Genomic DNA, 20,835 nt, shown 5'->3' with positions numbered 1-20,835 from the left:
CGTTGTCCCATGCGTGCTGCCTTCTGCCTGACCATACTTAAGGTGACGGCCATTGACGGAGGGAGACACAATGCACTGGCAAACGCATACCGTTTTTAACCAACCTGTACCGCTCAATAACAGCAACTTATATCTGTCCGATGGCGCGCTGTGTGAAGCGGTTATCCGTGAAGGCGCTGGCTGGGATAGCGATCTTCTCGCCAGTATTGGTCAGCAGCTAGGGACTGCCGAGTCGCTCGAGCTTGGCCGTCTGGCCAATGCTTTTCCACCCGAGTTGTTGCGCTACGACTCGCAGGGTCAGCGGCTGGATGATGTGCGTTTTCATCCTGCCTGGCATTTGCTGATGCAGGGATTGTGCGCCAATCGCGTACATAATCTGGCCTGGGAAGAAGACGCGAGGCAGGGAACATTTGTCGCCCGGGCAGCCCGTTTCATCCTGCATGCGCAGGTGGAAGCGGGCACGTTGTGTCCGGTTACCATGACTTTTGCCGCCACGCCGTTGTTACTTCAGATGTTACCTGCCCCCTTTCACGACTGGTTTACGCCGCTGCTAAGCGACCGTTATGACTCGCATTTACTGCCAGGAGGGCAAAAGCGTGGGTTATTGATCGGCATGGGAATGACCGAGAAGCAGGGGGGGTCAGATGTGCTGAGCAATACCACTCAGGCAGAACGTCTTACAGACGGCTCGTATCGGCTGGTGGGACATAAGTGGTTTTTCTCCGTGCCGCAAAGCGATGCCCATTTGGTACTGGCCCAGGCAAAGGGAGGCTTATCCTGCTTTTTTGTACCGCGATTTTTACCCGACGGGCAGCGTAATGCTATCCGTCTGGAGCGGCTGAAAGATAAGTTAGGCAATCGCTCCAACGCCAGCTGCGAGGTTGAATTCCACGATGCGATTGGCTGGCTATTGGGTGAAGAAGGGGAAGGTATACGTCATATCCTGAAAATGGGTGGGATGACGCGTTTTGACTGTGCGCTCGGTAGTCATGGCATGATGCGACGTGCTTTTTCTGTCGCGATTTACCATGCGCACCAGCGACAGGTTTTTGGCAAACCATTGATCGAACAACCGATGATGCGCCAGGTATTAGGTCGGATGGCGCTCCAACTGGAAGGTCAGACGGCGTTACTGTTCCGACTGGCGCGGGCCTGGGACCGTCGCGCTGATGCCAAAGAATCTCTGTGGGCCAGACTGTTCACACCAGCAGCGAAATTCTCTGTTTGCAAGGCCGGTATGCCGTTTGTTGCAGAGGCGATGGAAGTGCTCGGCGGGATTGGCTACTGCGAGGAGAGTGAGTTGCCGCGCCTGTATCGTGAGATGCCGGTAAACAGTATCTGGGAGGGCTCTGGCAACATTATGTGCCTCGATGTATTGCGGGTGCTGACAAAACAACCCGGCATATACGATATGCTCAGCGAAGCCTTTGCTGAGGTAAAAGGGCAAGACCGACATTACGATCGAATGGTACGTCAACTACAGCAGCGTTTACGTAAACCCAGCGAGGAGTTGGGACGGGAGATTACACAGCAGCTTTTCCTGCTCGGTTGCGGGGCGCAGATGTTGCGCTATGCCTCTCCGCCAGTGGCGCAGGCCTGGTGTCAAATGATGCTCGATACGCGTGGTGGACTACGATTGTCCGAGCAGGTGCTGAACGACTTGCTCCTGCGGGCAACGGGGGGATTACGGTAATAATATGCCTGATGGCGACGCTGGCGCGCCTTATCATGCCTACATTCAATGTAGGCCGGATAAGTTTACGCCATCCGGCAATCTGTTAAGCATAGAGTATGGCCTGTACGCGCCAGTTGTCGGGCTGCTGGTCTTCGTACATCTGAATGATCCGATACCATGAGGCACCCTGTTCATCCGCTTTTAACGCGACAACTCGTTCTACATCCTGCGGATTCCCTGCAATGTTACTGACAGATATCAGGCCAATTTCGTTCAGGCCTGTAACGCAGTCAGCACTGGCGAACTCGGCAGACTGCGCCGTAGTACCTACCAGTCCGGCAGAAAGCAGCAGTGAGGATAAGGCAAGTGATTGTTTCATCGTCAGCTCCATTATTCGTACCCCTACACACGGCAGGGCATTCCATCGCGATAATAAACCTCAAGCTTCCTGCTGTTGGTTTATTGTGCACAGGTAAACGCATAGCGGCGCAAAGCAATGTAAAGCTGACTAAATTCCAACCCAATGTTATTTACGATACAAAATAGCCTGTGAATACCATTGGCCTGTCACGATGGTTTCATCCACTAATAAAACCACGTAGTAATCAGCTTTAGCCGCGACGGCTTTGTCACGGATCTCTGCCAGCGCATCATCCGGAGAGCCTCTTACCAGCGCGCTGACCGTTCCTATTCGCTGTAACCCATTACTCTGGTCACGGCGGATCTCCTGCGGGTGGTCGGCAACGGGCGGTGCGGGTTGCGGCGTTCCCTGTAGCACGCTACAGGCGCTTAAAAGCATCACCAGCAATAAAGAGGCAAACCGACGCATAACTCTATCTCGTTTCCTGATAGCCATAGTGTAGTGCCTTATCAATTTCCCTTTAGGGGAATGTTCCCGAAGTGTTATCTCTCACGCGATTTTCGAATGAAAATGTTGCGAAAGCGTAACCCAGTTCTCAACATTATGAATCATTGCCGAACACATTCGCTTGCGTTAAGTATTGCTGCATGGCATACCAGAAAAAAAGAGGCGACAAATGATTGAAATTGAAACACGACAGTTGGCTGGTATCCCTGTCCTGCACGCCGTTCCGGCTGGTAAACGCGAGTGTTCACTCCCTTGCATTATTTTCTATCACGGGTTTACATCTTCAAGTCTGGTTTATAGCTATTTTGCCGTTGCTCTGGTTCAGGCCGGATTCCGGGTTGTCATGCCAGATGCGCCCGACCATGGTGCCCGCTTCAACGGTGATGCTCAGGAGCGAATGTTCCGCTTCTGGCATATATTGCAGCAAAGCATGCAGGAGTTTACGACGTTACGTGCGGCGCTGGTGGCGGAAAATTGGCTATCAGATGAAAGACTTGCTGTTGCGGGGGCGTCGATGGGAGGCATGACGGCGTTGGGCATTATGGCCCGCCATCCCGAGGTTAAATGTGTAGCCAGCCTGATGGGTTCGGGCTATTTTACCCGTCTTGCACAGACGCTTTTTCCCCCTTTACGAGTCCAGACGCCAGAGCAGCAGACGGAGTTCGATGCCGTTATCGCACCGCTCGCCGAATGGGACGTTACGCATCAGCTACAACGCCTGGCCGACAGACCGTTGCTGTTGTGGCATGGACAGGAGGACGATGTGGTGCCCGCGGTTGAAACCTTCCGCTTACAGCAGGCGCTGATTCAGGCAGGGCTGGATAACAATTTAACCTGCCTGTGGGAAGCGGGCGTACGCCACCGCATCACGCCAGAGGCGCTGGCAGCGACGGTAACGTTTTTTCGCCAGCACCTTTAAACGCGCACGATGCTTACGCCCTGAGCTTCAAGTTGTTGCAGAATCTCAGGGTTAGCATTTTTGCCGGTAATGAGCATATCGATTTGATCGGCGCGACTGAACAGCATCCCCGCGCGTTCACCGACCTTACTGCTATCGACCAGCACCACCAGTTTACCCACTACGTTAAGCATCTTCTGCTCAGCCATCGCGGTTAGCATATCGGTTTTATACAGTCCGTCCGCGGTCAACCCTTTACCGCTGGTAAACATCCAGTGTCCGGCATACAGGCTATTTTCGCTGCCTTGCGGACTAAGCGTGATGGACTGGCTTTTGTTGTATTGCCCTCCCATGATGATCACGCTGTCATGCTCCTGGTCGATCAGATAGTTCGCCAGCGGCAGATAATTGGTGATGATCTGCACCGGCTTGCCGCACATTTCACGACCAAGCAGGAAGGCGGTTGATCCGCAGTTGATCACCACGCTTTCACCCGCATTTACAAGCTGGGATGCGGCCTTGGCAATGCGAACTTTTTCATCGTGGTTCTGCGCCTGATGCAGATTCATAGGTGTCCAGCGCGGACGTTGCTGGGTGATGGCTTCTGCGCCATTGCGGACTTTCTTGAGTTTGCCGCTTTCGTCGAGTTTATTGATGTCCCGGCGTGCTGTGGCTGGTGAAATCCCCAGACGCTCAATCACGTTCTCAACGGTAACAAAGCCCAACTGCGCCAGCATATCCAGCAATATTTGATGTCTTTGTGCTTCAGTCATGAGCTATTCCGATACAAATTGATTTGAAAAGATGATATTTGAAATAGCCTGGAAATACTAAAGTAAATGGGAAAAAATGCCGGAATAGACCGGCATTTTGTAGGGGTCACAAGAAGGATTTAAACGGCAGATCCGGTTCAATCGTGAAGCAGTCATCAAAGCCGCGCGGGTAGTGATATTCAAAGTTGTCTTTGTCCAGCGGCCAGGTGAACTTACCGCCCACCTGCCAGATAAACGGCTTAAAGCCATACTTCAGTCGATCTTTTTTCATCTCCCACAGTACGCGGATCTCCTGAGGGTCGGCCTGGAAGTTTGACCAGATGTCATGATGGAAAGGGATCACCACTTTCGTATTCAACGCTTCCGCCATGCGCAGCATGTCGGAGCTGGTCATTTTGTCCGTAATCCCGCGCGGATTCTCACCGTAGGAGCCGAGCGCAACGTCGATCTGGTGCTCGTTGCCATGCTTTGCGTAGTAGTTAGAGTAGTGCGAGTCTCCGCTGTGGTACAGCGTTCCACCCGGTGTTTTGAACAGGTAGTTTACCGCACGTGCATCCATACCATCCGGCAGCACACCTGCCGCTTTTTGATCGGCAGGTAGCGTGATTAATGCCGTACGATCAAACGCGTCAAGCGCATGAATTTCAATATCTTTCACTTTCACCACATCGCCTGGTTTTACCACGATGCAGCGCTCTTTTGGCACACCCCAACCGATCCACAGATCCACACAGGTTTGCGGCCCGATAAATGGCACGTCATCGGCGCAGTTTTGCATGACGGCGGCCGCGACATTCACGTCGATGTGATCGTTATGATCGTGTGTCGCCAGCACCGCATCGATCTGTCGAATTGCAAACGGATCAAGAACAAACGGCGTGGTGCGCAGGTTTGGCTGCAGTTTCTTCACCCCAGCCATGCGTTGCATCTGGTGGCCGGTTTTCATTAGCGGGTTACCGTGACTCTGTTTACCCGTCCCGCACCAGAAATCGACGCAAATGTTCGTCCCGCCTTCCGACTTCAGCCAGATGCCGGTACAGCCAAGCCACCACATAGCGAATGTGCCCGGGGCGACCTGCTCCTGTTCGATCTCTTCATTCAGCCAACTTCCCCACTCCGGGAATGTGCTCAGGATCCATGATTCACGCGTGATGCTTTTTACTTTACTCATCGCATTTACCTTCATATTTATTCAGATTAAGTCAATTTATGATTTGTTTTGATTGATATTGACATCATTTTTTCAAGAAGGCAATGCGTTGATTTTTGGTGTTCAGCGGGGAAATGTGATCAAGTCACAGCGTGACAGGATGGTTTACTTGAATGTTGGATTTGTATTTTATTGTTTTAATAGAGTTTATTTTGTCGTCGATGAATGAGAAGTAAAGCCACTCTGCAAGTGTGTGAATTATTTGCGTACTGCATCACATTTAATCAAATTCAATCTTGTTGTGATTACTTTTGAAAATTAGAGTGAGGGCACAACATCCTGGGCATCTGTAATGAATGTTCAGCAACTTCGTCTACTGGAGATCGTTATGGAGATCCTCTACAACATCTTTACCGTCTTTTTTAATCAGGTTATGACCAACGCGCCCTTGCTGTTGGGTATTGTGACCTGTCTTGGTTACATCCTGCTGCGTAAAAGCGTCAGCGTTATTATCAAAGGCACGATCAAAACGATTATCGGTTTTATGTTGCTGCAAGCGGGATCGGGCATTCTGACCAGCACGTTTAAACCGGTGGTGGCGAAGATGTCCGAAGTTTACGGTATCAATGGTGCGATTTCCGATACCTATGCCTCCATGATGGCAACCATCGAACGTATGGGCGATGCCTATAGTTGGGTGGGTTATGCTGTGCTGTTGGCGCTGGCGCTGAATATTTGTTACGTACTGCTACGGCGTATTACCGGCATTCGCACCATCATGCTGACCGGCCACATTATGTTCCAGCAGGCGGGCCTGATTGCCGTCTCTCTCTACATCTTTGGTTACCCGATGTGGACCACCATCATCTGCACCGCGGTGCTGGTGTCCCTCTACTGGGGCATTACTTCCAATATGATGTACAAGCCGACGCAGGAAGTGACCGACGGCTGCGGTTTCTCCATCGGTCACCAGCAGCAGTTCGCTTCATGGATTGCCTACAAAGTCGCGCCTTATCTGGGTAAGAAAGAGGAGAGTGTTGAAGATCTGAAGCTGCCGGGCTGGCTGAATATCTTCCATGACAACATCGTTTCTACCGCGATTGTTATGACCCTCTTCTTCGGCGCGATCCTGCTCTCTTTCGGCATTGATGTGGTTCAGGCGATGGCGGGTAAAACCCACTGGACGGTCTATATTCTGCAGACCGGTTTTTCGTTTGCCGTCGCTATTTTCATCATCACTCAGGGCGTACGTATGTTCGTTGCTGAGCTTTCAGAAGCGTTCAACGGTATCTCTCAACGTCTGATCCCGGGTGCAGTGCTGGCTATCGACTGCGCGGCGATTTATAGCTTTGCGCCCAACGCGGTGGTCTGGGGCTTTATGTGGGGCACCATCGGCCAACTGATTGCGGTGGGCATTCTGGTGGGTTGCGGCTCTTCTATTCTGATTATCCCTGGCTTTATTCCGATGTTCTTCTCGAACGCGACTATCGGCGTGTTTGCTAACCACTTTGGCGGCTGGCGCGCGGCGCTCAAGATTTGCCTGGTGATGGGGATGATCGAAATCTTCGGCTGCGTCTGGGCGGTGAAGCTCACCGGGATGAGCGCCTGGATGGGCATGGCGGACTGGTCAATTCTGGCGCCGCCGATGATGCAGGGCTTTGCCTCCATCGGCATCGTGTTTATGGCCGTCATTATTCTGATTGCACTGGCTTATATGTTTTTCGCAGGACGCACCTTGCGCGCTGAGGAAGACGCAGAAAAACAACTGGCAGAACACTCTGCTTAATAAGGGGTTCCGATTATGACCGTACGTATTTTGGCTGTATGTGGCAATGGGCAGGGGAGTTCCATGATCATGAAGATGAAGGTGGATCAGTTTTTAACCCAGTCAAATATTGACCATACGGTAAACAGTTGCGCAGTAGGCGAATACAAAAGTGAACTGAGCGGCGCGGATATCATCATCGCTTCTACCCATATCGCCGGTGAGATTACCGTATCAGGCAATAAATATGTTGTTGGCGTACGCAACATGCTGTCTCCCGCCGATTTTGGACCAAAACTGCTGGAAGTGATCAACGCGCATTTCCCTCAGGACGTGAAGTAAGGAGGTGGCCTATGAAATTACGTGATTCGCTGGCAGACAATAACGCCATCCTTTTACAGGCCGAGGCCAGCTCCTGGCAGGAAGCGGTAAAGCTGAGCGTGGATCTGCTGGTTAAGGCTGATGTGGTTGAACCACGCTACTACCAGGCCATCCTCGACGGAGTCGAACAGTTCGGCCCGTATTTCGTGATTGCGCCCGGCCTGGCAATGCCGCACGGCCGTCCGGAGGAAGGGGTCAAGAAAACCGGTTTTGCGCTGGTGACGCTGAAAACACCGCTGGTGTTTAACCACGAAGATAACGACCCGGTCGACATCCTGATCACCATGGCGGCAGTAGACGCCAGCACACATCAGGAAGTCGGCATCATGCAGATCGTGAATCTCTTTGACGACGAAGCCAATTTCGACCGTTTACGTGCCTGCCGTACCGCGCAGGAAGTGCTGGATTTAATTGATAACGCCACTGCGGCGGCTGTTTAAAAGGATACCAAAATGTCATTACCTATGTTGCAGGTTGCGCTGGATAACCAATCAATGTCTTCCGCCTATGAAACGACGCGTCTGATTGCCGAAGAGGTCGATATCATTGAGGTGGGCACGATTCTTTGCGTGGCAGAGGGGGTGCGCGCCGTACGCGATCTGAAGGCGCTTTATCCGCATAAAATTGTGCTGGCGGATGCCAAAATCGCCGACGCGGGTAAAATCCTCTCGCGCATGTGTTTCGAAGCCAACGCTGACTGGGTTACCGTCATCTGCTGTGCGGATATCAACACCACCAGGGGGGCGCTGGAGGTGGCGAAAGAATTTAACGGCGACGTGCAGATTGAACTGACTGGTTACTGGACCTGGGAGCTGGCGCAGGAGTGGCGTGACGCGGGCATTGGGCAAGTGGTATATCACCGCAGCCGTGACGCGCAGGCGGCGGGTGTGGCGTGGGGAGAGGCAGATATCAGCGCCATCAAACGCCTTTCTGATATGGGCTTTAAGGTCACCGTCACCGGCGGCCTGGCGCTGGAGGATCTGCCGCTGTTCCAGGGGATCCCTATCCACGTCTTTATTGCCGGACGCAGCATTCGCGATGCCGCCTCTCCGGTAGACGCTGCGCGTCAGTTCAAACGTTCCATCGCCCAACTGTGGGGATAAGGAGCGACTATGTTGTCGAAACAGGTCCCGCTCGGTATCTATGAAAAAGCGCTCCCCGGCGGGGAGTGCTGGCTGGAACGCTTGCAGCTGGCGAAGGAACTGGGCTTTGATTTTGTCGAAATATCGGTTGATGAAACCGACGATCGCCTGGCGCGTCTTGACTGGCACCGCGAGCAGCGACTGGCGCTGGTGGCCGCTATCGCTGAGACAGGGATACGCGTACCGTCCATGTGCCTGAGCGCTCATCGTCGTTTCCCGCTTGGCAGTGAAGATGATGCGGTGCGCGAACAGGGGCTGGAGATCATGCGTAAAGCCATTCAGTTTGCGCAGGATATCGGTATTCGCGTTATTCAACTGGCGGGTTACGACGTCTATTACCAGCAGGCCAATAACGAAACGCGTCGTCGGTTTCGCGATGGGCTGAAAGAGAGCGTGGAGATGGCGAGCCGCGCGCAGGTGACGCTGGCGATGGAAATCATGGATTATCCGCTGATGAATTCGATCAGCAAGGCACTGGGTTATGCCCACTATCTCAACAATCCGTGGTTCCAACTGTATCCCGATATTGGCAATTTGTCGGCGTGGGATAACGACGTGCAGATGGAGCTGCAGGCTGGGATGGGTCATATCGTTGCTGTACACGTGAAGGATACCAAACCCGGTGTATTCAAAAATGTGCCGTTTGGTGAAGGGGTTGTTGAGTTCGAACGTTGTTTTGCGACGCTCAAACAGAGTGGGTACTGCGGACCATACCTGATTGAGATGTGGAGTGAAACGTCGGACGACCCGGCACGTGAAGTCGCGAAGGCGCGCGACTGGGTGAAGGCGCGAATGGCCAGCGCAGGTCTGGTGGAGGCGGTGTAATGCAAAAACTTAAACAGCAGGTTTTTGAGGCCAATATGGATTTGCCGCGCTACGGGCTGGTGACGTTCACTTGGGGGAACGTCAGCGCCATTGACCGCGAGCGCGGTCTGGTGGTGATTAAGCCTAGCGGCGTCGACTACCAAACGATGCAGGTAGATGACATGGTGGTTGTGGATCTGGCCGGCAACGTAGTGGAAGGGCGCTATCGTCCTTCTTCTGATACCGTCACCCATCTGGTGCTGTATCGCCGCTATTCTTCTCTCGGCGGCGTGGTGCACACCCACTCAACGCACGCGACGGCATGGGCGCAGGCGGGTCTGGCAATTCCCTCGCTTGGCACGACGCATGCGGATTACTTCTTTGGCGATATTCCCTGCACCAGGGCGTTAACTGAAGCTGAAGTTCAGGGCGAGTATGAGCTAAATACCGGCAAGGTGATTGTCGAAACGCTGGGGGAGGTGGAACCTTTGCATACGCCTGGCGTAGTGGTGTACCAGCATGGCCCGTTTGCCTGGGGCAAGGATGCTCACGATGCGGTACATAACGCCGTGGTGATGGAGGAAGTGGCAAAAATGGCATGGATTGCGCGTGGCATTAATCCGGCGCTTAGCCCCATCGACAGTTATCTGATGAATAAGCATTTCATGCGTAAGCACGGTCCAAACGCCTATTACGGACAGAAGTAACGACTAAGTCCTGGAGCCCAATCATTCAGGTGATGTTATCGATCTGGCTTCGGGACTTTTTTGCAAAAAAAGCCCCCTGTGAAGGGGGCAAATTAAACTGCAGCAATGTTCTCGTTGGTTATTTCTGGTGCTAGCGGTAAATATCTGCACTGGCGTGCATATTTCCGTTACTACCGGGTTCCCTGGTGAGGATCACGTGGTAGTAGGTTGCGCCTTGCGCATCGGTCTCTTCATTCAGGGCCTGAGTGGCTTCACTTTCAGTGGCGAAGTTATGATTTATGTAAATGACGCCTAAGCTCTGCACATCATCCATATTCCTGGCCTGATGATTGTCAATTTTGATGGCTGCCGTTGCATTTGCACTAAGCAAAAGCATAGCCAGAAGGGTCAAAACACGGGCTCGCATATGTACCTCCTCGACTGCGGTCTCTGGTTGCCTCTCTCCTGTGAGTGATTAGCTTCTGATGTAATTTTAACCGTTACCGGCGCAGTCGATAGCGACCATTTCTGATGCAGTTGTTCAAAAAATTACCGCATAGCCATCTTTTCTTTTATTAACAGGCCGCTGGTGTGTACCGCTGCGGTGAAAAATACCTGTCTTTCGCGCATAAGCACTTACCAAATAGTCAATTTAATCGGGTGAGTACGCCGTTTATAGTGAGCCGGATAATTAATATAACTTTATGATAATAAGGCAAAAACTTATGGATACTTCATTCATGGATTTCAGCTACTTTGTGATTATGTTTATGGTCGCGCTGGTGGCAGGCTTTATTAACGTGGTGTCGGGCGGCGGTGGTTTTCTCTCGATTGGCGCACTGTTAATTTCTGGTTTACCCCCGGCGAATGCGCTGGCAACCAATAAAATTCAGGCACTGGGCAGCTCGCTGACCTCCGGGATTTATTTTTTACGCCGGGGGCATATCAACGTGCAGGAGCACAAGTATGTGTTTTTATCTGCCTTTATCGGTTCTGCGATGGGAACGACGCTTATCCAGTTCATTGAACCGGAGCTGCTGAAGAAACTGCTCCCGATCCTGATTATCGCGGTCGCTATCTACTTTATTTTTGCGCCAAATCTCAGCGAACCGAAAAGAAAGCAGCAGGTATCCCTGTTTCTCTTCTCGTTGATTGGCGGGGGATGCATTGGTTTTTATGACGGCTTTCTCGGTGCCGGGGCTGGCTCCTTTTATACCCTCAGCTATATCCTACTGTGGGGATACAGCATCGATAAGGCGCAAATTCACTCGAATTTTATTAACCTGGCATCCAACATCGCCTCGATATTGTTCTTCATTTTTGGCGGTAAAATGATCTGGTCACTGGGGCTGGTGATGTTTGCCGGGCAGTCCCTCGGCGCACGTCTTGGCGCGACGGTCGTACTAACGCGCGGCAAGAAAGTTATCCGACCCATGATTGTCATTGTCTCCATTTGCATCAGCGTCAAAATGCTGCTGGATATGTATTAATGGCGACATGATAAATAATCGTACAATTACCTTGAGTTTAGTGGCAGGCGCCAGTATTATGACGCGTCAATTTTTCAGCCGACCTTTAACACGTTCCTTGCCTCCCCGGGCCTCGGCTGACCCAGACAGGAGGCTGAATAATCCGTAAGGAGCAATTCGATGCGTCATTACGAAATCGTTTTTATGGTCCATCCTGACCAGAGCGAACAGGTTCCGGGTATGATCGAACGCTACACTGCTGCCATCACTGGTGCAGAAGGCACGATCCACCGTCTGGAAGACTGGGGCCGCCGTCAGCTGGCTTACCCGATCAACAAACTGCACAAAGCTCACTACGTTCTGCTGAACGTTGAAGCGCCGCAGGAAGTGATCGATGAGCTGGAAACTACCTTCCGCTTCAACGATGCCGTTATCCGCAGCATGGTTATGCGTACTAAACACGCTGTTACCGAAGCATCTCCGATGGTTAAAGCGAAAGACGAGCGTCGTGAACGTCGCGATGATTTCGCTAACGAAACCGCAGATGATGCTGAAGCTGGGGATTCTGAAGAGTAATTTCTGATGACCAACCGTCTGGCGTTGTCCGGCACCGTGTGCAGGGCTCCCCTTCGAAAGGTCAGTCCATCAGGAATTCCTCATTGCCAGTTCGTGCTTGAGCATCGTTCTGTGCAGGAGGAAGCCGGGTTTCACCGGCAGGCGTGGTGCCAAATGCCCGTTATTATTAGCGGACACGAAAACCAGGCCATTACTCACAGTATAACGGTCGGTAGCGCAGTGACCGTTCAGGGGTTCATCTCTTGCCACAAGGCAAAGAACGGCCTGAGCAAAATGGTTCTGCATGCCGAGCAGATTGAATTGATAGATTCTGGAGACTAGCCATATGGCACGTTATTTCCGTCGTCGCAAGTTCTGCCGTTTCACCGCGGAAGGCGTTCAAGAGATCGACTATAAAGATATCGCTACGCTGAAAAACTACATCACCGAAAGCGGTAAGATTGTCCCAAGCCGTATCACCGGTACCCGTGCAAAATACCAGCGTCAGCTGGCTCGCGCTATCAAACGCGCTCGCTACCTGTCCCTGCTGCCGTACACTGATCGTCATCAGTAATCGGTCACGGTCCATTAATACGACTTTGAGAGGATAAGGTAATGCAAGTTATTCTGCTTGATAAAGTAGCAAACCTGGGTAGCCTGGGTGATCAGGTTAACGTTAAAGCGGGCTATGCTCGTAACTTCCTGGTACCACAGGGTAAAGCTGTTCCTGCTACCAAGAAAAACGTTGAATTTTTCGAAGCGCGTCGCGCTGAGCTGGAAGCTAAACTGGCTGACGTTCTGTCCGCTGCTGAAGCTCGTGCTGAGAAAATCAACGCACTGGAAACCGTAACCATCGCGTCTAAAGCTGGCGACGAAGGTAAACTGTTCGGTTCCATCGGTACTCGCGACATCGCTGACGCTGTAACTGCAGCTGGCGTTGAAGTAGCTAAGAGCGAAGTTCGTCTGCCGAACGGCGTTCTGCGTACCACTGGTGAGCACGAAGTGAGCTTCCAGGTTCACAGCGAAGTGTTTGCTAAGCTGACTGTAAACGTAGTTGCAGAATAAGTTTTTATTCTGATTACCGCGTAAAAGCGCCGGCCTTGTGTCGGCGTTTTGCTTTTCTGTTCCCTCCGCTTTTCGCTCTGGCTATTCTTTATCCTTTTCGGGATAATCATAAAAATAAAACATTATTTCAAAGTGGTGATGGAATGGAACCAACGCACCAACCTCTGTTTGCGCGTAAAAATGTTGTCTACCTGAGCGCAGCGTTCTGCTGTCTGCTGTGGGGGAGCGCCTATCCGGCGATCAAAAGCGGATATGAGATCTTCCAGATTGCCACGGATGACATTCCCTCAAAAATTGTCTTTGCCGGCTATCGCTTCCTGTTTGCTGGATTATTGCTGCTATTGCTGGCGGTGGCGCAGCGTAAACCGATTGGCCGGTTAAGCCCGCGTCAGTACGGTCAGCTCACGCTGTTGGGACTGACGCAAACCTCGCTGCAATACATTTTCTTCTATATTGGCCTGGCGTTCACGACGGGGGTCAAAGGGTCGATCATGAACGCGACCGGCACCTTCTTCAGCGTGCTTCTGGCCCATTTTATCTATCAGAACGACAAGCTGAGCTACAACAAAGTGCTGGGCTGTATCCTGGGTTTTACCGGCGTAATGGTGGTGAACTTTAGCAGCGGACTGGATTTTAACTTCAGCCTGTTAGGGGACGGTTCAGTGGTGATGGCGGCCTTTATTCTTTCTGCCGCCACGTTATACGGTAAACGCATTTCTCAGACGGTAGACCCGACGGTAATGACAGGATATCAGTTGGGTGTCGGCGGTCTGGCGCTGGTTATCGGCGGCTACGCTTTTGGCGGCACGCTGACCGTACACGGCGCGTCTTCAGTGGCGATTCTGGGCTACCTGACGTTACTCTCTTCGGTCGCTTTTGCGTTGTGGAGTATTCTGCTCAAGCATAACCGCGTGGGGATGATTGCGCCGTTTAACTTCCTGATCCCGGTTTCGGGGGCGGTACTGTCGGCGATATTCCTCGGCGAAAACATTCTCGAATGGAAATATGCGCTGGCGCTGGTGCTGGTCTGTTCCGGGATCTGGTGGGTGAACAAGGTGAAGCGCTGACGCTTCACCTTGATGTCTGATGCGCTGTGTTTATCAGGTCTACAGGTGTGCCGGTTAACGGGCGCGAATAAAACTGCCGTTAGGTTGTCGAGTAAACAGTACCTGCTGACCATTACCGGTATCAATGGTTAATCCCGTTACCACGCCGTTGGCATTCTGCCTGATTTGTACCATCTGGCCGTCTTTCAGGTTGCTCAGCGGTTTTCCGGCACCTTCAACCTGCGCCATTGCGTATACATCGGTTGGCGGGAGGTTATGGTCACGGAATACCTGCGCCAGCGTTTTGCCCGAGTCTACGCGATAGGAGCGCCACTGCTGCTCAATTCCACTATCCTGTTGGAAAGGTTGCGTCTGCGGCTGAGATTGCTGAGCCTGCGGCTGCGCGTCTGGTTCTCCTTCCTGGATTGGCTCTGGGGCAAGCGGAGCGACCTGGCCCGGATCGTTTTGCGGGGCGACCAACTGTGCCTGCAGTTGAGCTTCGGTCGGTGGCTGCGACTGTGACTGTAAATCCAACTGGGCAGTACGCGTAACCACAGGGGCATCGCTGGTGTCACTGGAGGGCAGCAGGAAGCCTATCACCAGCACGATAGCAGCAATTATAATTCCGCGTCGGTGCATAGGCGGTAGCGGATCCATAATGCGAAAATTGTCCGGTGCATGCCAGATTTTCGCCAGGGTTGGTTTTAATTCAAAGCGCCCGGGCATGGCTTTCCTCCTGCTCCGCGTCTCGTTCCTCGATCATAGAGTATAGATGGCTAATGCTATGATGTTCGTCATATTACCCGCTTTCGTGACGTCAACGCGGGGTATTCCTATTGTTTATGTTTCCTCGCGATTTGTCATCTGTTCCCGAGACAAAGTTTTACCGGATGCGGCATGGCTGATATGCTGCCCGCTACTTTACATCCGATGAAAGGAAATATGATGGCTAACCCGACTTTTGACACTATCGAAGCGCAAGCAAGCTACGGCATTGGTTTGCAGGTAGGACAACAGCTGAGTGAATCCGGACTGGAAGGACTGTTGCCTGAAGCGCTGGTAGCGGGTATCGCTGACGCGCTGGAAGGTAAGCACCCGGCAGTGCCGGTTGATGTTGTGCATCGCGCACTGCGTGAAATCCACGAACGCGCTGATGCAGTACGTCGCGAGCGTTTCCAGGCTATGGCGGCTGATGGCGTCAAATATCTGGAAGAAAACCGTGAGAAAGAGGGTGTGAACAGCACTGAATCCGGTTTGCAGTTCCGTGTTCTGACTCAGGGCGAAGGTGCTATTCCTGCGCGTACTGACCGCGTTCGCGTGCACTACACCGGTAAACTGATCGACGGTACCGTGTTTGACAGCTCTGTCGCACGCGGCGAACCGGCTGAATTCCCGGTTAACGGCGTGATCCCTGGCTGGATTGAAGCGCTGACCCTGATGCCGGTAGGTTCCAAATGGGAACTGACTATTCCTCAGGAACTGGCTTACGGCGAGCGTGGCGCTGGCGCGTCCATTCCTCCGTTCAGCACGCTGGTGTTCGACGTTGAGCTGCTTGAGATCCTGTAAGCAGTGACTTCTGTTCCCTCCGAGGCCGGGGGGAACAAAAAAATAGCGTGAAAAGCTATAGTTACGTGGTTGTCGATATTTTATTTTGCAAATGCCTCGTTAGCGTGTATTTTTGTGAGCTGATTCGCGCTATCAGAGTGATATGACACTCACTTTAAACATTAAATTAACATTATATCTAAATCTTAGTATTCATCCCGCCAATTCTTACCTAATATCGATGAGTCCTGATAATCAGGAACGTCGTATCATAGACACACTAAAGGCCGTAGAGCCTGAACAACACAGACAGGTACAGGAAGAAAAAACATGGTAGATCAGGTAAAAGTCGACGCCGCTGAAGAGGCTTCGTCTGAACAGTCGCTACGGCGCAATCTCACAAACCGTCATATTCAACTTATTGCTATTGGTGGTGCTATTGGTACCGGCCTGTTTATGGGCTCTGGTAAAACCATCAGCCTCGCCGGACCGTCGATCATCTTTGTGTATATGATTATCGGTTTTATGCTGTTTTTCGTGATGCGTGCAATGGGTGAATTGCTGCTCTCGAATCTGGAGTACAAATCTTTTAGTGATTTCGCCTCTGACCTGCTCGGGCCATGGGCCGGGTATTTTACCGGCTGGACTTACTGGTTCTGCTGGGTTGTTACCGGGATGGCAGACGTTGTCGCCATTACGGCGTATGCGCAATTCTGGTTCCCCGAACTTTCAGACTGGGTCGCCTCGCTGGCGGTGATCGTGCTGCTGCTGAGCCTCAACCTTGCCACTGTAAAAATGTTCGGAGAGATGGAGTTCTGGTTTGCGATGATCAAAATCGTCGCCATCATCGGCCTGATTGTCGTTGGTCTGGTGATGGTGCTGACGCACTTCCAGTCGCCAACCGGCGTTCAGGCATCGTTCACGCATCTGTGGAATGATGGCGGCTGGTTCCCGAAAGGTCTGAGCGGCTTCTTTGCTGGCTTCCAGATAGCCGTGTTCGCGTTTGTGGGTATTGAGCTGGTGGGAACGACCGCTGCAGAAACCAAGGACCCAGAGAAATCTCTGCCGCGCGCCATTAACTCGATTCCGATCCGTATCATCATGTTCTACGTTTTTGCGCTGATCGTGATTATGTCTGTAACACCGTGGAGCTCGGTAGTGCCAACCAAGAGCCCATTCGTTGAACTGTTTGTGCTGGTCGGTCTGCCTGCCGCGGCGAGCCTGATCAACTTTGTGGTGCTGACTTCAGCTGCCTCTTCCGCAAATAGTGGCGTGTTCTCTACCAGCCGTATGCTGTTCGGCCTGGCACAGGAAGGCGTAGCGCCTAAAGCGTTTGCCAAACTGTCTAAACGCGCAGTTCCGGCGAAAGGTTTAACCTTCTCCTGTATCTGTCTGCTGGGCGGCGTGGTGATGCTTTACGTGAACCCGAGCGTGATTGGCGCGTTCACCATGATCACCACCGTGTCGGCGATTCTGTTCATGTTCGTCTGGACCATCATTCTTTGCTCGTACCTGGTGTACCGCAAGCAGCGTCCGCACCTGCATGAAAAATCAATCTACAAGATGCCGCTAGGCAAGCTGATGTGCTGGGTATGTATGGCGTTCTTCGTCTTCGTACTGGTACTGCTGACGCTGGAAGATGATACCCGCCAGGCGCTGATCGTGACGCCGCTGTGGTTCATCGCGCTGGGTCTGGGTTGGTTGTTTATCGGTAAGAAACGTATGGCAGGTATGCGTTAATTTTAGTGCCCGGTAGCGCGATGCTTACCGGGCCTGAATTCCGTAGGCCGGATACGCGTTAGCGCTATCCGGCGATATCTTTACTCCCCGGCGAGAGCTCGCGGGAACAACACATTATTTTCCAGACTGATGTGTTCCATCAAGTCGTCGATCATCTCGTTAATGCCGTTATACATGGCTTTCCAGGTGGTGCAGGCTTCTGGCGGCGGCGTCACGTTATGGGTGATGTGTTTGATCACTTCGACCAGTTCACCGGCATCGTCATGTTCGCTTTCCATCACGCTGATTGGTCCCATCGCCTGGCTACCCATGCCCTGTTTGATCATCGGGAACAGGATCTGCTCTTCTTTCATCATATGGCTGGACAGCTCTTCATGCAGCATGGTCAGGTTTTTCGCCAGACCGCGTGGTACGTTCGGTTTATCTGCGTGAACGCGTTCAACTTTCGTGGCCTGCAGAATCAGTTCCGGCAGCTGTTCGCGGTGTCTGTCGTGATAACGCACGATGATATGATCGATGATTTCAGCCAGTGCCACGGTACGCCAGTCTTTCTCCAGCGGCTGTTCAGCCAACTGCGCGAGCTGTGCCTCAATAACGTCTAAATCCAGCTCTTTACGCGCAGCAGCGCGTGCCAGCGTTTGCTTACCGCCGCAGCAGTAATCCATATCGTATTTACGAAACAGGGCCGAAGCGCGAGGAATAGAGAGCGCCAGTTCACCTAAAGGTTGATCGCGATAAGACATTGCCGTTACCTCATTCTCAATAATATAAGATGTATTTTAAATGCAACTTATGGCGAAGGATATAACCCTTTCGGGGTGCAATGCCGTTCAGTTAAGCATGTATGGAGAACATGTGATTCCGGCTCAGGGTTCCGTTCACCTCAGCGATATCAATTCTCTGAAGCTCAGATACCCGTGAACGTGCAAGAGAGGCTCACCGCCGCCTCCCTTGCATCCCAGGCTCCCGGCGGGAAAATCGTCGCTGCGCGATTCATTCGTCTTATGCCGTCTGCCTGTCGGGTCGGGGCCGGGCCTGCGTCCCTGCAGGCCGTCCCCTCTGCCCGCATCCCTGCGGGCAGACCCGGTCAGCCGTCAACGCCTCATCGATTTTCAGCCGGACCGGGGTCATCGCTGCAACGCACTGACTTCCAGTTAAATCTGTTTTGCTGTTCAGATAAAAAACGCAGGGGGTCAGGTGTGGGCTGGTCCGGCTGAAAATTGCCGACGTGTTTCCGTAAGGCCGGGAGAACCCGCAGGGATGCGGGTTCAGGGCGCGTTTTGCAGGGACGCTACCTCGCGCCCGGCCCGGTAGCCTGGAGGAATAAACGGAGGGGACCGCGGAGCGGCAATTTTCCCGCCGGGAGCCGGGATTGTTAAGGGTACGGCGATAGTACCCTTAACACGTTCACAGGAATTGGTGTTTCAGAGAAACGATGAACATGAGGTGAACGGAACCCTTTCTCTGAGATAGCATGTTCATCACCTCCGCCAATACAGGCTGATGATTTCTGATACAGAGGAGTTAACTGAACGGTATTGCTTTCGTGGTGGGGTGTTTTGTGAGGAATATCACGAAAATTTCTTGTTTCGTTAAGGTGCTGAATCTTATTAGAAAGGAGAGGGGCGGCGAAAAAAGCCGCGCGACAGGATTAAATAAGCGCACGCCGCTGCCGATAGTTAGACCTCAGACAATACCTGCATAATAAAAGGCTACAGATGTTTAAACGAATCAAAGTGATAACCTTACTTATCACCGTGTTACTCGCCCTGGGCGCGATGCAGCTCATCTCCGCGGGCGTCTTTATTGGCGCGCTCAATAACGATAAGCAAAACTTTAACGTCTCTCAGCTTTCCAGCCAGAACGTGGCCGAGTTTACCGATGCGTGGATTAGCCTGAACCAGGCTCGCGTCACGCTCAACCGGGGCATGTTGCGTTTACAGGGAACGATGGCTAGCGAGATTAACGGCGGTCAGTTGAAGGAACTGGTGAACACGGCAAATCGCCTGTTGGCCGAATCGAAAGAGCATTACGATAAATACTACGCCCTGCCGGAAACGCCGGGGCTTGATGAACATCTGGCCGATCGACTGGAAGAGCAGTACGGCATCTATTCTGCGACGCTGGCTAAAATGAACGCGCTGCTGGCTGAAGGTAAGCTGGAAGAGATGTTCAAGCAGAATGCCGAGCAAAAGCAAACGGCCATGCAGGAAGTCTATCGGGAATGGCGTAGCGCGCAAACGGCGCTGGCCACTGCCGGAATGCAGGACAATGAGAGTGATTACCAGAAGATAATCTGGCTGTTATCCGCCGTGATGCTGATTGTCGTCACCGTGATTATCGCCAGCTGGCTGGCAATGCAGCGAGTGCTGCTCAAGCCTCTCCACGAAGTGATGGGGCATATTCGCCACATTGCTGCGGGTGATTTGACGCACAGCATCAACGCCGATGGCAGCAATGAGATGGCGCTGCTGGCAGTCAACGTTCGCGACATGCAGCAGGCGCTGGCGAACACAGTCAGCGTGGTGCGTGACGGGGCTGACACCATCTATACCGGCGCAGGTGAAATTGCCGCCGGCAGTAACGATCTCTCTTCACGTACCGAGCAGCAGGCCGCCTCTCTGGAAGAGACTGCTGCCAGCATGGAACAACTCACCGCTACCGTGAAGCAGAACGCGGATAACGCGCGTCAGGCGACCAGTCTGGCAAAAAATGCCTCACAGACGGCGCAGAAAGGCGGAACCGTGGTTGATGGCGTAGTGCGTACGATGGATGAAATTGCCACCAGTTCCAGCAAAATCGCGCAAATTACCAATGTTATCGACGGCATTGCCTTCCAGACTAATATTCTGGCGCTGAACGCGGCAGTAGAAGCGGCGCGTGCGGGCGAGCAGGGGCGTGGGTTTGCCGTGGTCGCTGGCGAGGTCCGTACACTGGCACAGCGTAGCGCTCAGGCGGCGAAAGAGATTAAGGCGCTGATTGATGACTCGGGGAATCGGGTAAATGCCGGTACGGCGCTGGTGCATGAAGCGGGTGAAACGATGGCGGAAATTGTGAGCGCCGTGACCCGTGTGACCGACATCATGGGCGAGATAGCCTCGGCTTCTGATGAACAGAGCCGGGGTATCGATCAGGTAGGTCAGGCGGTTGCCGAGATGGATCGCGTGACGCAGCAAAACGCCTCGCTGGTGGAGGAGTCCGCTTCCGCCGCCGCTGCGCTCGAAGAGCAGGCAGCACGACTGAATCAGACCGTAGCGGTGTTTAAAGTTTAAC

General features: G+C 52.7%; 24 protein-coding genes. 17 read left to right on the top strand and 7 right to left on the bottom strand.

Annotated elements, in window-relative coordinates:
- Nucleotides 1–70: 70 nt before the first annotated feature.
- Complete coding sequence (locus HV243_RS22215; protein WP_131351705.1) at nt 71–1,693, top strand: isovaleryl-CoA dehydrogenase; 1,623 nt, start codon at nt 71–73, stop codon at nt 1,691–1,693.
- A gap of 85 nt (nt 1,694–1,778) precedes the next feature.
- Here HV243_RS22215 and yjfN read toward each other — a convergent pair whose 3' ends face one another.
- Together yjfN and bsmA are read right to left on the bottom strand one after the other, a co-directional pair.
- Nucleotides 1,779–2,054 (bottom strand): DUF1471 family protease activator YjfN, encoded by a 276-nt coding sequence (yjfN, locus tag HV243_RS22210; protein WP_016151420.1) that lies wholly within the window; start codon nt 2,052–2,054, stop codon nt 1,779–1,781.
- Nucleotides 2,055–2,201: 147 nt separating this feature from the next.
- Nucleotides 2,202–2,531, bottom strand: coding sequence for a biofilm peroxide resistance protein BsmA (gene bsmA, locus HV243_RS22205; RefSeq protein WP_029139740.1), 330 nt, complete (start codon nt 2,529–2,531; stop codon nt 2,202–2,204).
- 181 nt (nt 2,532–2,712) lie between these two features.
- On the opposite strand from bsmA, the gene yjfP reads away from it, so the two are divergent.
- Complete coding sequence (gene yjfP, locus HV243_RS22200; RefSeq protein WP_053389336.1) at nt 2,713–3,462, top strand: esterase; 750 nt, start codon at nt 2,713–2,715, stop codon at nt 3,460–3,462.
- Here yjfP and ulaR read toward each other — a convergent pair.
- Nucleotides 3,459–4,214 carry an HTH-type transcriptional regulator UlaR gene (ulaR, locus tag HV243_RS22195; protein ID WP_016151423.1) on the bottom strand — a complete coding sequence of 252 codons (756 nt, stop codon included), beginning with the start codon at nt 4,212–4,214 and terminating at the stop codon, nt 3,459–3,461. The genes yjfP and ulaR overlap by 4 nt on opposite strands.
- A 106-nt stretch (nt 4,215–4,320) precedes the next feature.
- Nucleotides 4,321–5,385, bottom strand: a complete 1,065-nt coding sequence (gene ulaG / locus HV243_RS22190) for an L-ascorbate 6-phosphate lactonase (RefSeq protein WP_016151424.1) — start codon at nt 5,383–5,385, stop codon at nt 4,321–4,323.
- A 367-nt stretch (nt 5,386–5,752) separates the two neighbouring features.
- Between ulaG and ulaA the strand changes: the two genes are divergently transcribed.
- Genes ulaA through HV243_RS22160 form a run of 6 tightly spaced genes read left to right on the top strand, consistent with a single transcriptional unit; the run spans nt 5,753 to nt 10,163 of the window.
- On the top strand, nt 5,753–7,150 hold the full coding sequence (ulaA, locus tag HV243_RS22185; RefSeq protein ID WP_016155515.1) for a PTS ascorbate transporter subunit IIC: 1,398 nt from the start codon (nt 5,753–5,755) through the stop codon (nt 7,148–7,150).
- A 15-nt stretch (nt 7,151–7,165) separates the two neighbouring features.
- Entirely contained in the window at nt 7,166–7,471 is a 306-nt protein-coding gene (gene ulaB / locus HV243_RS22180) for a PTS ascorbate transporter subunit IIB (RefSeq protein WP_016151426.1), read from the top strand.
- Nucleotides 7,472–7,482: 11 nt separating this feature from the next.
- Complete coding sequence (gene ulaC / locus HV243_RS22175) at nt 7,483–7,950, top strand: PTS ascorbate transporter subunit IIA (protein WP_053389337.1); 468 nt, start codon at nt 7,483–7,485, stop codon at nt 7,948–7,950.
- Between the two features lie 12 nt (nt 7,951–7,962).
- Nucleotides 7,963–8,613, top strand: coding sequence for a 3-keto-L-gulonate-6-phosphate decarboxylase UlaD (locus tag HV243_RS22170; RefSeq protein WP_053389338.1), 651 nt, complete (start codon nt 7,963–7,965; stop codon nt 8,611–8,613).
- Between the two features lie 9 nt (nt 8,614–8,622).
- Complete coding sequence (locus HV243_RS22165) at nt 8,623–9,477, top strand: L-ribulose-5-phosphate 3-epimerase (protein ID WP_053389339.1); 855 nt, start codon at nt 8,623–8,625, stop codon at nt 9,475–9,477.
- Complete coding sequence (locus tag HV243_RS22160; protein WP_053389340.1) at nt 9,477–10,163, top strand: L-ribulose-5-phosphate 4-epimerase; 687 nt, start codon at nt 9,477–9,479, stop codon at nt 10,161–10,163. The genes HV243_RS22165 and HV243_RS22160 overlap by 1 nt, the downstream gene beginning before the upstream one ends.
- Before the next feature lie 130 nt (nt 10,164–10,293).
- Here HV243_RS22160 and yjfY read toward each other — a convergent pair whose 3' ends face one another.
- Nucleotides 10,294–10,569, bottom strand: a complete 276-nt coding sequence (yjfY, locus tag HV243_RS22155; protein ID WP_016155520.1) for a DUF1471 family protein YjfY — start codon at nt 10,567–10,569, stop codon at nt 10,294–10,296.
- Between the two features lie 298 nt (nt 10,570–10,867).
- Between yjfY and HV243_RS22150 the strand changes: the two genes are divergently transcribed.
- From HV243_RS22150 to HV243_RS22125, 6 genes are all read left to right on the top strand, one after another.
- The gene (locus tag HV243_RS22150) at nt 10,868–11,632 is read left to right on the top strand and encodes a TSUP family transporter (RefSeq protein ID WP_016151432.1); all 765 of its coding nucleotides are present in this window, start codon (nt 10,868–10,870) and stop codon (nt 11,630–11,632) included.
- Nucleotides 11,633–11,791: 159 nt separating this feature from the next.
- Nucleotides 11,792–12,187 carry a 30S ribosomal protein S6 gene (gene rpsF, locus HV243_RS22145; RefSeq protein ID WP_016151433.1) on the top strand — a complete coding sequence of 132 codons (396 nt, stop codon included), beginning with the start codon at nt 11,792–11,794 and terminating at the stop codon, nt 12,185–12,187.
- Between the two features lie 6 nt (nt 12,188–12,193).
- On the top strand, nt 12,194–12,508 hold the full coding sequence (gene priB, locus HV243_RS22140) for a primosomal replication protein N (protein ID WP_003025674.1): 315 nt from the start codon (nt 12,194–12,196) through the stop codon (nt 12,506–12,508).
- A gap of 4 nt (nt 12,509–12,512) precedes the next feature.
- Nucleotides 12,513–12,740 carry a 30S ribosomal protein S18 gene (gene rpsR, locus HV243_RS22135; RefSeq protein ID WP_000135199.1) on the top strand — a complete coding sequence of 76 codons (228 nt, stop codon included), beginning with the start codon at nt 12,513–12,515 and terminating at the stop codon, nt 12,738–12,740.
- Nucleotides 12,741–12,781: 41 nt separating this feature from the next.
- A complete protein-coding gene (gene rplI / locus HV243_RS22130) occupies nt 12,782–13,231 on the top strand; it encodes a 50S ribosomal protein L9 (protein WP_003025676.1) in 450 nt (149 codons plus the stop codon).
- 143 nt (nt 13,232–13,374) lie between these two features.
- Nucleotides 13,375–14,298 carry a DMT family transporter gene (locus HV243_RS22125; RefSeq protein WP_016151434.1) on the top strand — a complete coding sequence of 308 codons (924 nt, stop codon included), beginning with the start codon at nt 13,375–13,377 and terminating at the stop codon, nt 14,296–14,298.
- 54 nt (nt 14,299–14,352) lie between these two features.
- Here HV243_RS22125 and HV243_RS22120 read toward each other — a convergent pair whose 3' ends face one another.
- Nucleotides 14,353–15,003 (bottom strand): OapA family protein, encoded by a 651-nt coding sequence (locus HV243_RS22120; RefSeq protein ID WP_016151435.1) that lies wholly within the window; start codon nt 15,001–15,003, stop codon nt 14,353–14,355.
- A gap of 219 nt (nt 15,004–15,222) precedes the next feature.
- On the opposite strand from HV243_RS22120, the gene fklB reads away from it, so the two are divergent.
- Entirely contained in the window at nt 15,223–15,843 is a 621-nt protein-coding gene (fklB, locus tag HV243_RS22115) for an FKBP-type peptidyl-prolyl cis-trans isomerase (RefSeq protein WP_003025685.1), read from the top strand.
- 309 nt (nt 15,844–16,152) lie between these two features.
- Nucleotides 16,153–17,562 carry a D-serine/D-alanine/glycine transporter gene (gene cycA / locus HV243_RS22110; protein ID WP_016151437.1) on the top strand — a complete coding sequence of 470 codons (1,410 nt, stop codon included), beginning with the start codon at nt 16,153–16,155 and terminating at the stop codon, nt 17,560–17,562.
- 80 nt (nt 17,563–17,642) lie between these two features.
- Here cycA and ytfE read toward each other — a convergent pair whose 3' ends face one another.
- A complete protein-coding gene (gene ytfE, locus HV243_RS22105) occupies nt 17,643–18,305 on the bottom strand; it encodes an iron-sulfur cluster repair protein YtfE (protein WP_003025690.1) in 663 nt (220 codons plus the stop codon).
- Nucleotides 18,306–19,280: 975 nt separating this feature from the next.
- Here ytfE and HV243_RS22100 point away from each other — a divergent pair.
- On the top strand, nt 19,281–20,834 hold the full coding sequence (locus HV243_RS22100) for a methyl-accepting chemotaxis protein (protein WP_053389020.1): 1,554 nt from the start codon (nt 19,281–19,283) through the stop codon (nt 20,832–20,834).
- Nucleotide 20,835: the final 1 nt, after the last annotated feature.

It is taken from the genome of Citrobacter sp. RHBSTW-00599, assembly GCF_013784065.1.
In the GTDB taxonomy this organism is placed as follows: Bacteria; Pseudomonadota; Gammaproteobacteria; order Enterobacterales; family Enterobacteriaceae; genus Citrobacter; species Citrobacter braakii.
The sequence above is the reverse complement of the archived record's forward strand: the minus strand, read 5'-3'. Positions and strand labels throughout refer to the sequence as shown.

What these genes read in the sequence shown, in the direction of transcription:
- HV243_RS22215 (WP_131351705.1), top strand. Translation starts at nt 71, where the DNA reads ATGCACTGGCAAACGCATACCGTTTTTAACCAACCTGTACCGCTCAAT.
- yjfN (WP_016151420.1), bottom strand. Translation starts at nt 2,054, where the DNA reads ATGAAACAATCACTTGCCTTATCCTCACTGCTGCTTTCTGCCGGACTG.
- bsmA (WP_029139740.1), bottom strand. Translation starts at nt 2,531, where the DNA reads ATGGCTATCAGGAAACGAGATAGAGTTATGCGTCGGTTTGCCTCTTTA.
- yjfP (WP_053389336.1), top strand. Translation starts at nt 2,713, where the DNA reads ATGATTGAAATTGAAACACGACAGTTGGCTGGTATCCCTGTCCTGCAC.
- ulaR (WP_016151423.1), bottom strand. Translation starts at nt 4,214, where the DNA reads ATGACTGAAGCACAAAGACATCAAATATTGCTGGATATGCTGGCGCAG.
- ulaG (WP_016151424.1), bottom strand. Translation starts at nt 5,385, where the DNA reads ATGAGTAAAGTAAAAAGCATCACGCGTGAATCATGGATCCTGAGCACA.
- ulaA (WP_016155515.1), top strand. Translation starts at nt 5,753, where the DNA reads ATGGAGATCCTCTACAACATCTTTACCGTCTTTTTTAATCAGGTTATG.
- ulaB (WP_016151426.1), top strand. Translation starts at nt 7,166, where the DNA reads ATGACCGTACGTATTTTGGCTGTATGTGGCAATGGGCAGGGGAGTTCC.
- ulaC (WP_053389337.1), top strand. Translation starts at nt 7,483, where the DNA reads ATGAAATTACGTGATTCGCTGGCAGACAATAACGCCATCCTTTTACAG.
- HV243_RS22170 (WP_053389338.1), top strand. Translation starts at nt 7,963, where the DNA reads ATGTCATTACCTATGTTGCAGGTTGCGCTGGATAACCAATCAATGTCT.
- HV243_RS22165 (WP_053389339.1), top strand. Translation starts at nt 8,623, where the DNA reads ATGTTGTCGAAACAGGTCCCGCTCGGTATCTATGAAAAAGCGCTCCCC.
- HV243_RS22160 (WP_053389340.1), top strand. Translation starts at nt 9,477, where the DNA reads ATGCAAAAACTTAAACAGCAGGTTTTTGAGGCCAATATGGATTTGCCG.
- yjfY (WP_016155520.1), bottom strand. Translation starts at nt 10,569, where the DNA reads ATGCGAGCCCGTGTTTTGACCCTTCTGGCTATGCTTTTGCTTAGTGCA.
- HV243_RS22150 (WP_016151432.1), top strand. Translation starts at nt 10,868, where the DNA reads ATGGATACTTCATTCATGGATTTCAGCTACTTTGTGATTATGTTTATG.
- rpsF (WP_016151433.1), top strand. Translation starts at nt 11,792, where the DNA reads ATGCGTCATTACGAAATCGTTTTTATGGTCCATCCTGACCAGAGCGAA.
- priB (WP_003025674.1), top strand. Translation starts at nt 12,194, where the DNA reads ATGACCAACCGTCTGGCGTTGTCCGGCACCGTGTGCAGGGCTCCCCTT.
- rpsR (WP_000135199.1), top strand. Translation starts at nt 12,513, where the DNA reads ATGGCACGTTATTTCCGTCGTCGCAAGTTCTGCCGTTTCACCGCGGAA.
- rplI (WP_003025676.1), top strand. Translation starts at nt 12,782, where the DNA reads ATGCAAGTTATTCTGCTTGATAAAGTAGCAAACCTGGGTAGCCTGGGT.
- HV243_RS22125 (WP_016151434.1), top strand. Translation starts at nt 13,375, where the DNA reads ATGGAACCAACGCACCAACCTCTGTTTGCGCGTAAAAATGTTGTCTAC.
- HV243_RS22120 (WP_016151435.1), bottom strand. Translation starts at nt 15,003, where the DNA reads ATGCCCGGGCGCTTTGAATTAAAACCAACCCTGGCGAAAATCTGGCAT.
- fklB (WP_003025685.1), top strand. Translation starts at nt 15,223, where the DNA reads ATGGCTAACCCGACTTTTGACACTATCGAAGCGCAAGCAAGCTACGGC.
- cycA (WP_016151437.1), top strand. Translation starts at nt 16,153, where the DNA reads ATGGTAGATCAGGTAAAAGTCGACGCCGCTGAAGAGGCTTCGTCTGAA.
- ytfE (WP_003025690.1), bottom strand. Translation starts at nt 18,305, where the DNA reads ATGTCTTATCGCGATCAACCTTTAGGTGAACTGGCGCTCTCTATTCCT.
- HV243_RS22100 (WP_053389020.1), top strand. Translation starts at nt 19,281, where the DNA reads ATGTTTAAACGAATCAAAGTGATAACCTTACTTATCACCGTGTTACTC.